Genomic DNA, 15310 nt, shown 5'->3' on the forward strand with positions numbered 1-15310 from the left:
TGGCATGGCAATCGCTCCCACCGAGAAGATCTCCGACGCCGGAGTCAAGTTGTTCAAGGCATTCATGAACAACTACTGGTATCCCTCGTTGACCCGCCGACTCGACGCGGAAGATCTCACCTGCCTCAATTACGGGTATGAAGAGGATCCGCCGATGCAGCTACCGCTCGACGAATCCGACGAGCGCAACCGGTTCGGCATCCAGCTCTATCATCGGGTCGCGACGCAGGTCGACTTGGGCGGCAAAGAGGTGCTGGAAGTCAGTTGCGGCCACGGCGGCGGAGCTTCGTACCTGGCGCGAACGTTGCATCCGGCCGCATACACGGGACTCGACTTCAATCCGGATGGCATCGCGTTCTGTCGCAGGCGACACCATGTGCCCCAACTGAGTTTCGTGCACGGTGACGCCGAGAAGCTACCCTTCGACGACGAATCCTTCGATGCGGTGATCAACATCGAAGCCTCGCACGCCTATCCCAACCTTTCCCGGTTCCTCGCTGAAGTGGTGAGAGTGCTCCGGCCGAAAGGACACTTCCTCTACGCCGACTTCCGAGGCAGCAGCGAGTTTCCCGGCTGGGACGCGGCGCTGGCCGACACGACGATGCGCCAACTCGACAAGCGGGTCATCAATCGGGAAGTGCTACGCGGACTGGAGCAGAACTCTGCGCGATCGATCGACTTGGTGGGCCGGCTGCTGCCTGCTCCGCTGAGGCCCTTCGGGCGCCGATTCGCCGGCGTGCCGGGCACCGGGCTCTACCGCGACATCGAAACCGGCAAGATCGAGTACCGGATGTACTGCTTCACCAAAGATTGAACCTGATCGTCGTCACGCGATGACGTAGTCCGACAACGGGAACCGGTCCTGTTCCTTGACGGCGCTGCGCACCGATGTGGGCCGGAACAGCGGTGCTTCCCCTGTGCCCGTGTGGTTTCTAAACCAGTACGAACGAGACGTTGCGCAGTTGCCCAGGGCGAAAGCCGAGTCTTGCAGCAACTCTGTCATCCGGTCGAGGAACCGGGCGTTGGCCTGCTCGGTGACCTCGAACGTGCGAGCGCCACGCCGTTGAACCTCACTGAAAAGCCTTGCCATGTGGCGCATCTGGTACTCGACGGTGTTGAACCACGACAACCCGACCCAGGAGTACGGGCTCGCCATGGTCAAGAAGTTCGGGAAGTAGGGAATCGATATCCCCTGGTAAGCTTGGAATTTCGTTTCCCGCCACCACTTTCCGAGGTTTCTTCCTTCCCGGCCGATTACCTCGATCGCGGGCAGATTCGCTTCCCAGACGTCGAATCCGGTAGCAAGCACCAACGTGTCGACGTACCGTTTGGTCCCGTCGCACGCGACGATGCCGTCGGGTTCGATGCGAGCGATCCCACTGGTCTCCAGCGACACGTTCGGCCTGGCGAACGCACGATAGAAGGAGTTGGAGATCGTCGGCCGTTTGCAACCGAAATCGAAATCCGGGTTGAGTTTGCGGGACAGTTCGCGGTTGCGCACCCACATCAGTCGGTAGGCCGCCGAGAGTGCGGCGATCGCCTTGTTGAAGAGCTTGAAGTAGCGATATTTCCACATCGTGACCACCATCGAGAACTCGAGGGTGGTATCGGTGAACCATCGAACGACGCGCTGGGTGAGCGGCGCCCGGGCAAAAAGCCGTTGCACCGCAGGCGGAAAGGGAATGTCGACCTTCGGCAACACCCAGATCGGCGTCCGCTGATACACGGTGAGCTCCGACACCTTCTTGGCCAGCTCTGGAATCACCTGTACGCCAGTGGAACCCGTGCCGATCACAGCTGCACGGCGACCGTCCAGTGGATAGCTGTCGTCCCAGGCGGCGGTGTGAATGATGCGCCCAGCGAAACTGTCGATGCCGGTGATATCGGGTGTTCGCGGCTGACAGAGAAAACCGGTAGCGGCAATGAGGAACTGGGCGGTCAACGTCTCGCCGCCGGCGATCGCCACCCGCCAGACGTGAGCGTCCTCGTCCCACCGCGCGCCTTCGACGGTGGTATTGAAACGCATGAAGCGGCGCACGTTGTACTTGTCAGCAACATGCTCGGCGTAGCGTTTGAGTTCCGCACCGGGCGCGTAAAGGCGTGACCAGAACGGGTTCGGTTCGAACCAGTACGAAAATGTCGGAGACGGCTGGTCGACGGCAAGTCCTGGGTAGTGGTTGACGTGCCACGTTCCGCCCAGATCGTCCTCGCGGTCGACGATCAGGATGTCGTAATAACCCAGCCGATTGAGTTGAATCGCGGCGCCGATACCGCCGAATCCGGCACCCACGATGATTGCGTCGAAGTGCTGCACGCCCATATCGAGACAATAGTGGAGAACAAGCTCGAGCGGACCAACAGCAAAGTATTTCTCGTTGCCGAGGACGCGAGGCGCGCGGCCTGCCATACTTGCCCGCATGACTCGCACAGCCTCATCGGAGACCTTGGACAACATCAGCGTGAAGCTGATTTACCGCATCGGGTCCACTCGCTTGTACAAAAGGATCTTCAAATACTGGTACCCCCTGATGACCCGGCGGCTCAGCCAAGACGAGGACGTCGTGTTTCTCAATTGGGGCTACGAGGAGGACCCGCCCATGGGTCTGCCTCTCGACGAGTCCGACGAGCCGAATCGGTGCAGCATCCAGCTGTATCACCAGACCGCCACGCAGGTCGACATCGGTGGCAAGGACGTGCTGGAAGTCAGTTGCGGCCATGGTGGCGGGGCGTCATACCTGGTCCGCACGCTGCATCCGGCCAGCTACACCGGACTCGATTTCAACTCGGCCGGCATCGCGTTCTGCCGAGAGAGGCACAAGCTGCCGGGCCTGGAGTTCGTACAGGGCGACGCCCAGGATCTGCCCTTCCCAGACCAGTCCTTCGACGCGGTGCTCAATGTCGAAGCCTCGCACATCTATCCGGACTTCGAGCGTTTCCTCAGCGAAGTCGCACGCGTGCTCCGGCCTGGCGGCCATTTCCTTTATGCCGACTTCCGCAACCGCGACGGAATTCCGGAATGGGAGGCCGCACTCGCCGCATTACCGATGCGGCTGGTCTCTATGAGGATCATCAACGAAGAAGTGCTGCGGGGACTGAACAAGAATTCCCAGCGTTCGATGGAAGTGATCAATCGCCATTTGCCGGCCTTTGCGCGCCGCTTCGGGCGCGAATTCGCCGTTGTCGACGGTTCTCTGTTTCATCGGGACCTCGCCCGGGGCGAAATCACGTATCGCATGTATTGTTTCGCGAAGGACTGAGCAAACACGAATCTCGGTCGACCGAATCGCACATTCTGGCGATGTCGCGTTACCGTGCGACCTGCTGCGGGTGGCGATTCAGCGAATCGCCGGCATGAACCTTCCCATGACCGCCGGAACTACCCGCTGATAGGCCGGCCCGGTCAGCCGCAGCAACAGATCGATGACTTTCATGTCCGGCCCGATCAGGACTCGGAGACGGTTCTTGCGGACGCCAGTGAGAATGACTCTGGCGGCTCTGTCCGGGGACGTGGACCACATGCGCTTGTTGAACGCGTCTCTCAAGTCGACGTCGCCCAATTCCTTCGCCACTGTCATATTGCGCACGAACGCGGTATTCACCCCGCCGGGAAAGACTGTCGTCACGTGCACCGGGTGTCCGGCCAGCGCCATCTCTTGTGCCAGGGCCTCCGTGAAACCGCGGACGGCAAACTTCGCGGAGTCGTAGGCGGCGGTGCCCGGCACCGCGAACAACCCGAACGCACTCGAGACGTTGACCACGTGACCGTCGCCGGAAGCGATGAGATACGGCAGAAAGGCCTTGGTGCCGTTCACCACCCCCCAGAAGTTGATGTTCATGACGCGCTCGATCTCCTCGAACTGGCTGATCTCGATGTCTCCGTAGAACGAGATGCCGGCGTTGTTGTAGATCTGGTTGACCCTGCCGAAGTGGTCGTTGACTTCCTCGGCATACGCAATGAACGCCGCCCTGTCGGAGACGTCGAGCTGGTCAGCCTTGACTTCGGCACCGATGCCCCGCAGCTGTTCTTCAGAGCGCGACAACCCTTCTCTGTCGATGTCGCTGATGGCCAGCTTGGCCCCCGACCGCGCCAATTCGAGCGCGAGCGCCTGACCGATGCCTGATCCGGCGCCCGTGATCGCGGCGACTTTCCCAGCGAACCCCTGCATGCGCGCACTCCCGTCAGCTAGCTGTGCCGAGCGTAGTCGGCTCACGGGCTGAGGCGGTCCGAGACGAGGAGACTTCAGGCAGGAGTCCGGTGTCGCCTAGCCGCCGCCGAGTTTCCGGTAGATCCTGCCGGCCACCGGCGCGACGACAGCTCGTGGTGCGTACAGGTTGACTGTCGAGATCACCTTGGAGGGGAGACCGGGGACGACGCGCATCTTGTTGCGCTCCAATCCATCCAGCGACGCCTTGGCGGTGTACTCCGCCGAGGTCCACAGCAGATTGGGCACCAACTTTTCGACCAGTGACGGCTCGACATACTCCGACAGTCCCGTCCGCACTGCACCTGGAGCCGACAGCGTCACGTGCACGCCTGAGCCGAGCAGTTCTCCGCGCAGCGACTCACTGAAGGTGTTGAGGAACGCTTTGGTGGAGGCGTAGGTCGCGTTGTGGGGTATCGGGGCATTGCCGGCGGTCGACCCGACGATCAGGATTCCGCCGGCCTTTCGCTCGAGCATTCCGGGCAGAACGGCCAGTGTGAGGTCATGCACCGCAACGACATTCAGTTGGACCTGGGCCCGCTCGACGGCTGGATCAAGCGTGGCGACGGGACCCACCGTTGCGATGCCGGCGTTGGCACACAGCACCGAAATGTGTCGCGCAGCTAATTCAGTGCACAAGTCGGCCCGTTGAGCAGGGTCGGTGAGATCTCCGGCGCGCGCCTCGACGGTTACCCCATATTGGTCGGCTAGCCGCGCAGCAAGGGCATTCAGCACACTTTCGCGACGCGCAGTGACGATCAGATTGTGGCCTCGGGCCGCCAATTCGACGGCTAGCGCTTCACCGATACCTTGCGAAGCACCGGTGATCACCGCACGCGCATCGGGACCAGGGGCAGGTAGCGGCACGAGTGAATCCTACCGCCCTTCGGTGGGCTCGTCGGCTGTTCGGCAAAGGCGACCCCAGCGCGAGAGTGCATGTAAGCGACCGTCGTTGCGATTGAAGAGCCCGGCGCCGCAAACCTTTCCATGGCGCCGGAGTGCATGGATTCCTGCCCAACAGCGCCTCGCATGTCGTCCGGCCGGTGTGCGCCGATCTCGATTGGCGTTGCCGCACAGTGTTTTTCAGAGCTGTCGAACGAGCTTGAACTTGCAGGCGACCCGATCGCCACCCACGCCAGGTCAAGAAACCCGGGCCGACCTCGCCCGCACGCGGGATGGTAGCAGCGAGCTGACATTCATCGGCCACCAGAACCAGCGGCCGAGCAGGGCTGCGGTGGAGGGCATCAGAAACGAGCGCACGACGAGGGTGTCGAACAGCAGACCCAAGCCGATGGTGGTACCGACCTGTCCGACGGCCCGCATGTCGCTGACCACCAGGGCCGCCATGGTGAAGGCGAATACCAAACCCGCGGCCGTCACGACTTTGCCGGTGCCGCCCATCGCCCGAATGATGCCGGTCTTGAGCCCGGCGCCTATTTCGGCTTTGAAGCGAGCGACGACGAGCAAGTTGTAGTCAGAACCCACGGCCAACAGGATTATCACCGACATCAGCAGCACCATCCAGTGCAATTCGACGCCCAGAATGTACTGCCATACCAAGACGGATAAGCCGAAGGAAGCACCCAACGACAACACCACCGTGCCCACAATCACGATCGCGGCGACAAGACTTCGCGTGATGATCAGCATGATGACGAAGATGATGCAGAGCGAGGCCACGCCGGCGATCAGCAGATCGTACTTCGATCCTTCTTGCAAGTCTTTGAGAACTGCTGCGTTCCCGGAGAGATAGATCTTCGAGTTCGCCAACGGCGTGCCCTTGAGTGCTTCCCGGGCGGCTTTCTTGATTGCGTCGACGCGCGCGATTCCCTCAGGCGTCGCCGGATCGCCGTCATGAGTGATGATGAACCGCGCCGCCTTGCCGTCCGGTGACATGAACAGCTTCATGACACGCTGAAATTCCGGGTTCTGGAAGGCAGAACGGGGCAGGTAGAACGAGTCGTCATTTTGGGCGGCATCGAAATCGCGGCCCATGGCGATCGTGTCGGTACCGACTTCTTCGATCTGCTCGATGATGCCGGACATGGTGCTGACGGTGGTGAGCAGCATCGTCTGGACGCTCTTGACGGTCTCGATCTGCGGGGGCAACTGGGCCATCAATTGCGGTATGACCGCGTCGATGGTGTCGAGATCCGGCGCGAGCGCATCGAGCTTGTCGCTTATTCTGTCCAGGCCGTCCGACGCGTCGTATGCCGACCTGAGCGCCCAGCAGATGGGGATGTCGAAACAGTGCGGTTCCCAGTAGAAATAGTTACGGATCGGCCTGAAGAAATCGTCGAAGTCGGCAAGCCGGTCGCGCATTTCCTTGGTGATGTCGATCATTTGTTTCGTCACACCCACTGAGTGATGGGTGGCGTCGGCAAGCTGCTGCGTCAATGCGTAGGTGCGCTCCAACGTCGCGACGGTTGCCGTCAGGTCATCGGCCTGAGTCCGCATGTCCGCCAGCCGATTTTTGATGAAGGGCATGTTCTCCTGCTGACCGGCGCTCTGCAGGCTCAACAGAAACGGTATGGACGTATGTGTGATCGGCGTTCCCTCGGGCCGGGTCACTCCCTGCACCATCGCAACGCCTTCGACCCCGAGAACGGCTCTGGCCACCTTGTTGAGCACCAGAAAGTCGGCCGAATTGCGCATGTCTTGGTTGGATTCGACCATCAACACTTCCGGCCGCATTCGGGCCTGCGAAAAATGGCGCTCGGCAGCCGACCACCCGATGTTGGCGGGAGTGTTCGACGGCATGTACGGCCGGTCGTTGTAGCTCACTTTGTAGCCGGGCAGCGCCAGAAGCCCGATCACGGCTATCACGAACGAAGCGACGAAGATGGGGCCCGGCCAGCGAACGACCGCTGTGCCCACTCTGCGCCAGCCTCGAACCGAGGTTGCGCGTTTGGGGTCGAGTAGCCGAAACCGACTGGCGACACTAAGGACAGCCGGAATCAGAGTCAGAGCTACCGCAACCGCGACGAGCATGGACACCGCGCAAGCGGCACCCATCGTTTGGAAGATGGGCAGTCTGGTGAAGCTGAGACAGTACGTGGCGCCGGCGATCGTCACGCCGGATGCCAGGATCACGTGAGCGACCCCGCGATAAGCGGTGTAGTAAGCCGTCTCCCTGTCCTCACCGGCCTGGCGCGCCTCGCGATAGCGCCCCAGCAGGAATATCCCGTAGTCGGTACCGGCCGCGATCGCGAGGGCGACGAGGATGCTGATCGCGAAAGTCGAGATGCCGATGAGCCCGGCGTTCGCCAGGAAAGCGACGAAACCGCGCACTGCCGCTAGGCCGACTCCCACTGTGGCCAACAAGATCGCCACTGTCGTGACCGACCGGTAGACGAGCAACAGCATGACGAAGATGACCACGACGGTGGCCACCGTGGTCTTGACGACCGCCCGATCGCCCGCGTCGATCAAATCCGCCGAAAGAGGTGTCGGCCCTGTGACGTACGCCTTCACTCCGGGTGGTGCGGGTGTTCTCTGCACGATGTCACGGACAGCCTGCACGGACTGGTTCGCCAGCGTCTCGCCTTGGTTACCAGCAAGATTCAGTTGAACGTAGGCTGCCTTACCGTCGTCACTCTGCGCGGCCGGCGCCGTGAGCGGGTCACCCCAGAAGTCCTGAATGTGCTGCACGTGAGTCGTGTCGGCACGCAACTGACGAATCAGCTCGTCGTAGTAGTTGTGGGCATCCTCGCCGAGCGGTTGCTGTCCCTCCAAGACGACCATTGCGACGCTGTCGGTATTGGAGTCCTTGAACACCTCGCCGATGCGCGTCATCGCCTGTAACGACGGCGCGTCCTTGGCACTCAGCGATACCGCCCGCTCCTTGGCGACGTGTTCGAGCGAGGGAACGAAGACATTCAAGACGGCGGTGATCGCCAACCACCCGAGGATGATCAGTGGCGCGAGCTTGCGGATCGCAGCCGCTGCGAATGGCCGCTCGTTGCGTTCAGTGGTCGTCCGGCGGCTACTCATGAGCTTCCGACAACGCCGTGATCGAACGCGCCCGAGTTCATCAATGCGTCTCAATCCGCAAAGTGCCGTGGACCTGCCCCGAGACGGGCGGCGCCGCCGGCGTCAAGCACCCGGTGACAGTGCCGCTTTGCGTGCCGCCGCACCTCGGCGGCCTGCATTTGCTCAGACCAGTTCCGCATCGCGAACATCTCTGCCACTCTAGGTGATACGGGGTTATGGCATCTGCCGTAATGCGCGATAAATTCCGCGAATCGTCACGAAGGAGTTCGTCCCCATGGCATTTGCTCAGGCGCTCCGATTCCACGTCAGCCTGATGAAGATCGGGGTGGACGGTCTGACCGGGGTGGCGCGGGACAAAGCCGTCGCTTACGGCTCCACGTTGACCGGCCGGAAAACTGCTCCGCTCACAGACTTCGACCCGCTTTCGGCGCAGACGATGCGCGATCCCTACCCCGGATACCAAGCACTGCTGAGCGGGCCCGACGTGCCGAACGTCTGGTACAACCGCAAGCGCGGAATCTACATCGTCGCCGGATACGACGACGTGCGAGCCGCACTGCGCGACCACGACGCGCTGTCCTCGGCCGAGAGTCAAGCACGCTATCGCGTGCACCTGCAGACCATGAACGCAACGGATCCACCGGATCACACTCGGCTTCGCAAGTTCGTGTCCCGGGCGTTCACCCCGCGGGCGATGACGGCGTGGCAGGCGGCCATCAACGAGGTCGCCGACGAACTGGTCGACGGCATGATCGCCCGCGAAAACACCGACGTGGTCACCGATCTGGCGAAACCGCTGCCGAACCGTCTGATTGCCATGATGTTGGGAATACCGCGCCAAGATCACAGCCGGTTCCTCGCGTGGTCCGATGCGATAGTCGAGGGTTCATTCGTGCCGCTCACCGCACACGGGGTGGCCCTCAGTGCGCGCTCAGCCCGTGCCACGGCGGCGATGCGCCGAGAGCTCGACCGCATGATCAAGCAGCGCCGCCGCCATCCCGGTGACGACCTGATCTCGATGATGACCGGCGCCGAAGGCGACGATGTGTTGACCGACGACGAGGTGTTCTGGAGCGCCTCGATGCTGATCGGCGCAGGCAGCGAGACGACGACGAACCTGCTGTCGGGCCTGTTCCTGACCCTCGCACAGCGGCCGGACGTGTACGCCGCGCTTCGCGCGCATCCCGAACTCATCCCCGCCGCAATCGAGGAGCAACTGCGATTCGTCTCGCCCGTTCAAGGGTTCTACCGAACCGCTACCCGCGACTACACCGTTGGAGCCAACACCATACCGGCCGGCGCACGGGTCTTGCTGCTGTTTGCCGCCGCGAACCGCGATCCGCGCCACTTCACCGACCCCAATACCTTTGATCTGCAACGCAATCCGACCGACCATCTCGCCTTCGGCGGCGGCATCCATTACTGCCTGGGCACGCATCTGACCCGCATGGAAGTCAGCCGGGTCTTGACGCAACTGCTACCACGAGTCGATGCCATCCGGATCGCCGGCGATTACCGCTACCTCGATAACCCGACGATGCGCGGGTTGGCCACCCTGCCGCTGGAGTTGGTGCGCAGCGCACGGGTGCACTCGCCGAACGGGCCGGCACGGCCGGCGTCATAGCCCGCGCGCACTGAGCCAGGTGTGGATGCGTTCGGCGACAGCAACCCAGCCAGGCTCCAGCATCATGTTGTGCCCCATGCCGGGAAAGAACTCGGCGCGTGTCCGGTATGCGCGCGCAGTCGCAAGAACTTCCTTCCTCGTGTGTGCGCCGTCCTCGTCGGCTCCGAGGACCAGAACCGGAGTCGTGACACGCTGCGGACGCGGCAAGCTGAGCACCAGGCAGTCGATCCCGATGCGCGAGCTGTCCTCTTGCAGCCGTGAGGCATAGCGCCGTACGTCTGCCTCTGGGGTGTGCGGCGAGAAGAACCGCTCCCGCGCGAGCTGCGGGGTGCTGATGTACGGCAATGCCTTGCCGGTCAGCGCCATCTTGGTGAAGTGCAAGGGGTGCTTACGAATCCATCGAAGGGCCGACCCGAGATTTCCCTGCGGAGGCATCGAGGTCATCAGCACCGCTGCCGGCGCAGCATGCGATTGCAAGTACTTCTGCACGATCAGTCCGCCCATGGAGTGACCGATCATCACCGGGGCCGTGGGCAGCGTCTCGGCCACCGACTTGACGTCTTCGACGTAGTCGGCAACCGAACAGGCGCGAAGCGGTTTGTCGGTGGCGCTGTTGCCGTGACCGCGGAAGCTGAGCGCCAGAGCTCGGTAGCCTCTGTCGGCGAAAAATCCCAGGAAGTGCTCGTCCCAGCACCACGCAGCATGCCAGGCGCCGTGGACGAATAGCAGCGGGACAGGATGGGATCGGCTGACATCGCCGCGGTCGATCACCTCGAGCATGTGGCACACGGCTTTTCGCGAACTGCGCACGTGGCATGCCTCCCGGTGATAGGTCGCCCTTGCGGGTATCCGCGAACAATTATGCGCGGGAAGGACACCGGCAGAGTCGGTTTTGCCGGCGGCCATCGGGTCACAGCCGTTACGCTGGCCGTGCACGCTGATTCGGACCTGCCGGATTACGACTGCCGTGAGGACCCACGATCCGATGACAGCTCAACCGACCGCTCTGGTGACCGGCGCAACAAGCGGCATCGGAGAGGCGACCGCCTACCGGCTGCACGGGAAAGGCTTCGCCGTCTTCGCCGTCGGCCGCAACCCGGTTGCTCTCGATGCATTGCGCGCACGCGGCCTGCAGGCACGTGCTGTCGACGTGACCGACGAAGCCGCGGTGGTCCGGCTGATCGACGAAATCCACAGCGATCACGCGGCGGTGGATGTCCTCGTCAACAGTGCCGGATTCCCCTTGCCCAGCCCGCTCGAACAGGTACCCCTGAGCGAAGTGCGGCGCCAGTTCGAAACGCATGTCGTTGCGCCTCTTGCGCTTTCACAGGCTGTGTTGCCCGGTATGCGCGCCAAGGGCTCGGGCACGATCGTCAACATCGGCAGCACCGGCGGGCGGTTCACCACCCCGGGTGCGGGCGCCTATCACATCAGTAAGTACGGCGTCGAGGCTCTTTCGCTGGCTCTTCGCGCCGAGGTGGCGCCCTTCGGAGTGCGCGTCGTGCTGATCGATCCGACCGGGGTTCGCACCCGATTCGTCGAAGCTCAGCTGGAAGAGCCACGCTCGTATACCGATGACGACCCGTACGCCGATTTCAAGCGCCGTTACGACAAGGCCACCCGGGCGCTGACCGAGATGCCGGGCGTCATGGTGAGCGCCGATACCGTGGCCCGCGAAGTGATGCGGGTGGTGGCGGCCAAAAACCCCAAGCCGCGCTATATCGTCGGCGCGTCCGGCAAGGGATCGGTGCTGGCCCGATCATTGTTGAGTGACCGGATGTGGGAGCGCGTGGTGATGATGGGAATGCGCGGTTAGCGCATTCGGCCCGAAAACGGCTGTCTTTCAGTCCCTTCCAGCCAAATGCGATTGCCGTACGCATCCAGATGCGTCACCTCCTCTACCGGCTTGCGGGTCGTCGGTCCGTACCTTCCGCGTGGCCAACCGAGCGGCACGATGCAGCAGGGTGTGACGTCGGACGGCAAGTCGAGGATTCTGCGCGCCGACGTTCTGCTCCACAGCGGCAGCGTGATCAGTGATGCTCCCAAGCCCATCGCCCGTGCGGCCAGCAGCAGGTTCTGCACGCTGGGATATATCGATCCCCAGTACGCCGATTCGGCGGCATGGGGCATCCGCACCACTGGCAGCCGCCCTTGCCGGGCACCGAGCCGCAGGCAGGCCACGACCAGAACCGGGATTTCGGGGAAGTGGTCGACTTGCCATTGCACCGCCCGCGCGATCTTGGCCATCGACTCGTCGCGGGCCGCGATCGGGCGAATCAATGCCTGCCATTGGACTTTCCAGCCTTGGCGGTAGCGTTTCGCAAGCTGTTCTTTGACTCGCCGATCCTTCACGACGACGAACTCCCAGTTCTGCCCGTCTGCACCGGTCGGGGCACGCAACGCCAACTCGATGCACTTCAACACCAAGGTGTCATCGACCGGGTCGGGCAACACCCGCCGAACCGCCCGCTGCGTCATCATCGCATCGAGCAACGACATGTCCAGGCCGGCAAGCGCTTGCGCTGTGGGCGGCTCAGTCGATCCGTCGGACGATCCGGGTCCGAGCGCGCCGAACGAACGAGACATGGTGAACCAGAATTCCTGAGCGTCAACGATTCATCGCGCCCGCACCTCACCGAACACGCGATCGGCGAGAGCGGCCGTGAAGCGTCGCGTCTGCTCGAGCTGCTGCGGCTGGACATTGGTGGGCGGGATGCGCACACCCAGGTAACGGTCCCGGTATTCACCCGATCCTAGATAGCTCGTCAGCGACAGCATGGATCGGAGATCGTCTCCGGGATACGTGAAGTGGATCTCGTCGACGTACCGACCGCCCTGCTGCTCAGCGAGTTCGCGCACGGCGGCGAGATTCTTCTGCCAGTACCGCCGACAAACGACGAACACGGCAAACGGCTTGCCTGCGAGAAGGTTCCATGCTTCGTCTGACATCAGGAAGGATCGCATCGGCATGCTCACGGTCTGCCACCAAGTCGGCGATCCGATGCAGATCAAGTCGTACTCGCCGTCGCGCACCGACTCCGGGATACGGATGTCTCCGGTGTCGCCCCGTCGTTGGGCCGGTAACACGCTGAGCATATCCGGCCACACTCGGCGCATCGGAAAGCGTGAGAACCGTTCGGCGTAACGTCGATCCGTGAATTCGATCTTGGCGTGCCGAACCTCGCAACCTCTCTCCCGGAACACTTCTGCCGCGGCCTCGAGCACCCGCAGCGACTGTCCGGTGAACGTGTAGTACAACAGCAAGACACGAGGCCGCCTCTGGCCGCCCTGACTTGTCATCTCGGTCATCAGGCCTCCCTGTCAGATGTGTTGTGCAACCGTGGCCCCCGCGGCGACTTCCCCATTAGGCTCAGCCCGTGACCGGCAAAGTCTCCGTCGACCTCAGCGGCCCCGCCCAGACCATGCTGACCACTCTGTACTGCAAGGCGTTGGACGCTGATTTCGACAGACCCGTCCTGGGCGATCGACTCGCGAAGGAGACGGTCGGCCGGATCGACTACGACTGGAATCAACTCGGCGTCGCCGACCGGTGGACGCCGCTGGTGACCGTCCGCGCGGCCCAATTCGACCTCTGGGTGTCTCAATTCCTGGCGGTGACACCGAACGCCACCGTGGTTCACCTGGGCTGCGGTCTGGACAGCCGCGTGTTTCGTCTTGACCCCGGCCCGCAAGTCCAGTGGTACGACGTCGACTACCCTGCTGTAATCACGTTGCGCGAGAAGATGTTTGCGCAACGGCCGCATTATCACCTGCTGGCCACGTCCGCAACGGATCTGTCCTGGCTCGATCAAATCCCGGCCGACCGCCCGGTGTTGCTGTTGGCGGAGGGCATCAGCATGTACCTGAGGCAGGACGAGGGAGTGATGCTGCTGCAGAAAGTCGTCGACCGATTCCCGTGCGGCGAAGTGCAGATCGACTTCTACAACTGGCTCGCCGTCCGCTCGCAGCGGACACACCGACTGCAGCGGCAATCCGGTTCGACGCTGCACTGGGCCGTCAACGGGCCGTCGGACATAGTGACCAGGGTGCCCCAATTGCGCCTGCTGATTGCGACGACGCTGTTCGATGCCGTCACCTTCGACCGCACGCCGGCCGGTTTCCGACGGACGCGGCGCGTGGTTCGTGCGATTCCGCCGCTGCGGCGAATGTTTCAATACCATCGCTACGCCTTCGGGCCCGTCAGCTGATCGCTGGTCGCGTGCTGGTCGGCGATGGCGGTCAGCAACGCACGTATCGCCCCGATCGATCTGTCCGGATCCGGGCCGTGCGAGTGATATTCCACCGTCAGGCGTCCCGCGAAAATTTGCGTGAAGTAGATCTCGATACCGGCGCTGACGGCGAAGAACAACTCGCCGTGCGTACTGACGACTTCCAGTTCAGGAGGCGTCGGTACCGGCGGCACGAGACCGTTGTCGGAGAGCAAGACCACATCGGGCAAGCCAGGGGCGTTGCCGACGTATTGGGGACTGAAATGAAGGCGGGACTGCTGAATGACACCGTCCGCGAGATCCGACCGGAACGTTTCGGCGATGTCGCGTGCCAGGCTCAGAATGCTTGTGCCGCGGTCGATCTCGGCGAGGTAGGTGGCCAATCCCACGGGGTTGGTGCATCCGGTGGCCGACACCGGCGGGGACAGGAAATACCGTAAATCCACTGTGTAGATCAGCGGGACGGGGATGTGGGGTGTGCCGCGCAGCTGCCACTCAGCCATCAGAACCACCGCCGAGAGCAGCGCGGTCAAGCCCAGCCCGTTCGTCTTGCACAGCGACACGATGCTGTCGGTGTGGTGTTCGCTCAGCTGACACGACACCATCGGAACGCGCACGGGTGAAGCCGGTGCCGCGCCCGTCGGGGCTCGCCGCGACGGCGGAAGATCGTAGGCGAACATCGCCGGCATGAAACGCTCTACGCCCGAGCGCTTTTGCTTGGCAATGCCCCGTTCGGCCAGCACCGTCTCGATCGACGCCGGTGCCGGCTGCGGAGTGACCGGCCGAATGGTGCCGGTGTTCACCATTTCGGTGTAGTACGACAGAAGTTCCTCGATGAGGCCGTACATGTGATGCCCGTCGGCGAGGCTGTGGTGAACGTAGAGCGTCGGCTGCGCTTGTCCGTCGCGGATCGTGACTCGAAGGTGCACCAGCGACTCACTCTGGTCGAAGTGCGGTGAGGGTGGCTCGGCTGTCGGGTCGCGGAGTTCGACAACCTCGATGCCTGCGGGCAACAAGTCGTCGGTGACGATCTGGTGGCGCCCGTCGGCTGCCCGCTCGATCCGCGCGGTGAGCACGGGATGTGCCTCGAGCAGCGCATCGTAGGCCGCCGAGATCGCGTCGATGTCGACCGGTCCCTTCATGTGCGCACCGAGACCCACGAAATTGTGCGTCTCGGCGAGCATCTCCTCGCTGTTCGCCAGCTTGCGAATCACCGACGACGGAAACATTTCCGGACTCCCTCGGGCATCAAGTTTCTCTGC

The 15310-nt window shown here is 62.8% G+C and carries 13 protein-coding genes; 5 read left to right on the forward strand and 8 right to left on the reverse strand.

Going from position 1 to position 15310, the window contains the following annotated elements; all coding sequences use genetic code 11:
- The first annotated feature begins 4 nt into the window (after positions 1–4).
- A complete protein-coding gene (locus tag AC5Y4N_RS06850; RefSeq protein WP_499905743.1) occupies positions 5–814 on the forward strand; it encodes a phthiotriol/phenolphthiotriol dimycocerosates methyltransferase in 810 nt (269 codons plus the stop codon).
- 12 nt (positions 815–826) lie between these two features.
- Here the strand turns inward: AC5Y4N_RS06850 and AC5Y4N_RS06855 are convergent, their stop codons facing one another.
- Positions 827–2320 carry a flavin-containing monooxygenase gene (locus AC5Y4N_RS06855; RefSeq protein ID WP_499905741.1) on the reverse strand — a complete coding sequence of 498 codons (1494 nt, stop codon included), beginning with the start codon at positions 2318–2320 and terminating at the stop codon, positions 827–829.
- Positions 2321–2417: 97 nt separating this feature from the next.
- Here AC5Y4N_RS06855 and AC5Y4N_RS06860 point away from each other — a divergent pair, with 97 nt between their 5' ends.
- Positions 2418–3257 carry a phthiotriol/phenolphthiotriol dimycocerosates methyltransferase gene (locus AC5Y4N_RS06860; RefSeq protein ID WP_499905739.1) on the forward strand — a complete coding sequence of 280 codons (840 nt, stop codon included), beginning with the start codon at positions 2418–2420 and terminating at the stop codon, positions 3255–3257.
- A gap of 78 nt (positions 3258–3335) precedes the next feature.
- Here the strand turns inward: AC5Y4N_RS06860 and AC5Y4N_RS06865 are convergent, their stop codons facing one another.
- The 3 genes from AC5Y4N_RS06865 to AC5Y4N_RS06875 all read right to left on the reverse strand — a co-directional run bounded on the left by AC5Y4N_RS06865 (position 3336) and on the right by AC5Y4N_RS06875 (position 8195).
- Complete coding sequence (locus AC5Y4N_RS06865; protein WP_499905737.1) at positions 3336–4166, reverse strand: SDR family NAD(P)-dependent oxidoreductase; 831 nt, start codon at positions 4164–4166, stop codon at positions 3336–3338.
- Positions 4167–4262: 96 nt separating this feature from the next.
- Entirely contained in the window at positions 4263–5069 is an 807-nt protein-coding gene (gene cmrA, locus AC5Y4N_RS06870; protein ID WP_499905734.1) for a mycolate reductase, read from the reverse strand.
- 273 nt (positions 5070–5342) lie between these two features.
- Positions 5343–8195, reverse strand: coding sequence for an MMPL/RND family transporter (locus AC5Y4N_RS06875; RefSeq protein ID WP_499905732.1), 2853 nt, complete (start codon positions 8193–8195; stop codon positions 5343–5345).
- Between the two features lie 274 nt (positions 8196–8469).
- On the opposite strand from AC5Y4N_RS06875, the gene AC5Y4N_RS06880 reads away from it, so the two are divergent.
- Complete coding sequence (locus AC5Y4N_RS06880; protein WP_499905730.1) at positions 8470–9819, forward strand: cytochrome P450; 1350 nt, start codon at positions 8470–8472, stop codon at positions 9817–9819.
- Here AC5Y4N_RS06880 and AC5Y4N_RS06885 read toward each other — a convergent pair.
- Positions 9814–10599: an alpha/beta hydrolase gene (locus AC5Y4N_RS06885; protein ID WP_499906338.1), complete on the reverse strand. Its 786-nt coding sequence runs from the start codon at positions 10597–10599 to the stop codon at positions 9814–9816. The two genes, AC5Y4N_RS06880 and AC5Y4N_RS06885, sit on opposite strands and share 6 nt — an antisense overlap.
- A 112-nt stretch (positions 10600–10711) precedes the next feature.
- Between AC5Y4N_RS06885 and AC5Y4N_RS06890 the strand changes: the two genes are divergently transcribed.
- Positions 10712–11635: an SDR family NAD(P)-dependent oxidoreductase gene (locus AC5Y4N_RS06890; RefSeq protein ID WP_499905727.1), complete on the forward strand. Its 924-nt coding sequence runs from the start codon at positions 10712–10714 to the stop codon at positions 11633–11635.
- Here AC5Y4N_RS06890 and AC5Y4N_RS06895 read toward each other — a convergent pair.
- A complete protein-coding gene (locus tag AC5Y4N_RS06895) occupies positions 11632–12405 on the reverse strand; it encodes a nitroreductase family protein (protein WP_499905723.1) in 774 nt (257 codons plus the stop codon). The genes AC5Y4N_RS06890 and AC5Y4N_RS06895 overlap by 4 nt on opposite strands.
- A gap of 30 nt (positions 12406–12435) precedes the next feature.
- Positions 12436–13119: a flavodoxin family protein gene (locus AC5Y4N_RS06900; protein WP_499906336.1), complete on the reverse strand. Its 684-nt coding sequence runs from the start codon at positions 13117–13119 to the stop codon at positions 12436–12438.
- A gap of 77 nt (positions 13120–13196) precedes the next feature.
- Between AC5Y4N_RS06900 and AC5Y4N_RS06905 the strand changes: the two genes are divergently transcribed.
- A complete protein-coding gene (locus AC5Y4N_RS06905; RefSeq protein ID WP_499905719.1) occupies positions 13197–14027 on the forward strand; it encodes a class I SAM-dependent methyltransferase in 831 nt (276 codons plus the stop codon).
- Here the strand turns inward: AC5Y4N_RS06905 and AC5Y4N_RS06910 are convergent.
- The gene (locus tag AC5Y4N_RS06910) at positions 14003–15277 is read right to left on the reverse strand and encodes a phthiocerol/phthiodiolone dimycocerosyl transferase family protein (RefSeq protein ID WP_499905715.1); all 1275 of its coding nucleotides are present in this window, start codon (positions 15275–15277) and stop codon (positions 14003–14005) included. The genes AC5Y4N_RS06905 and AC5Y4N_RS06910 overlap by 25 nt on opposite strands.
- Positions 15278–15310 lie beyond the last annotated feature (33 nt).

Source organism: Mycobacterium sp. NGS19, from assembly GCF_059813155.1.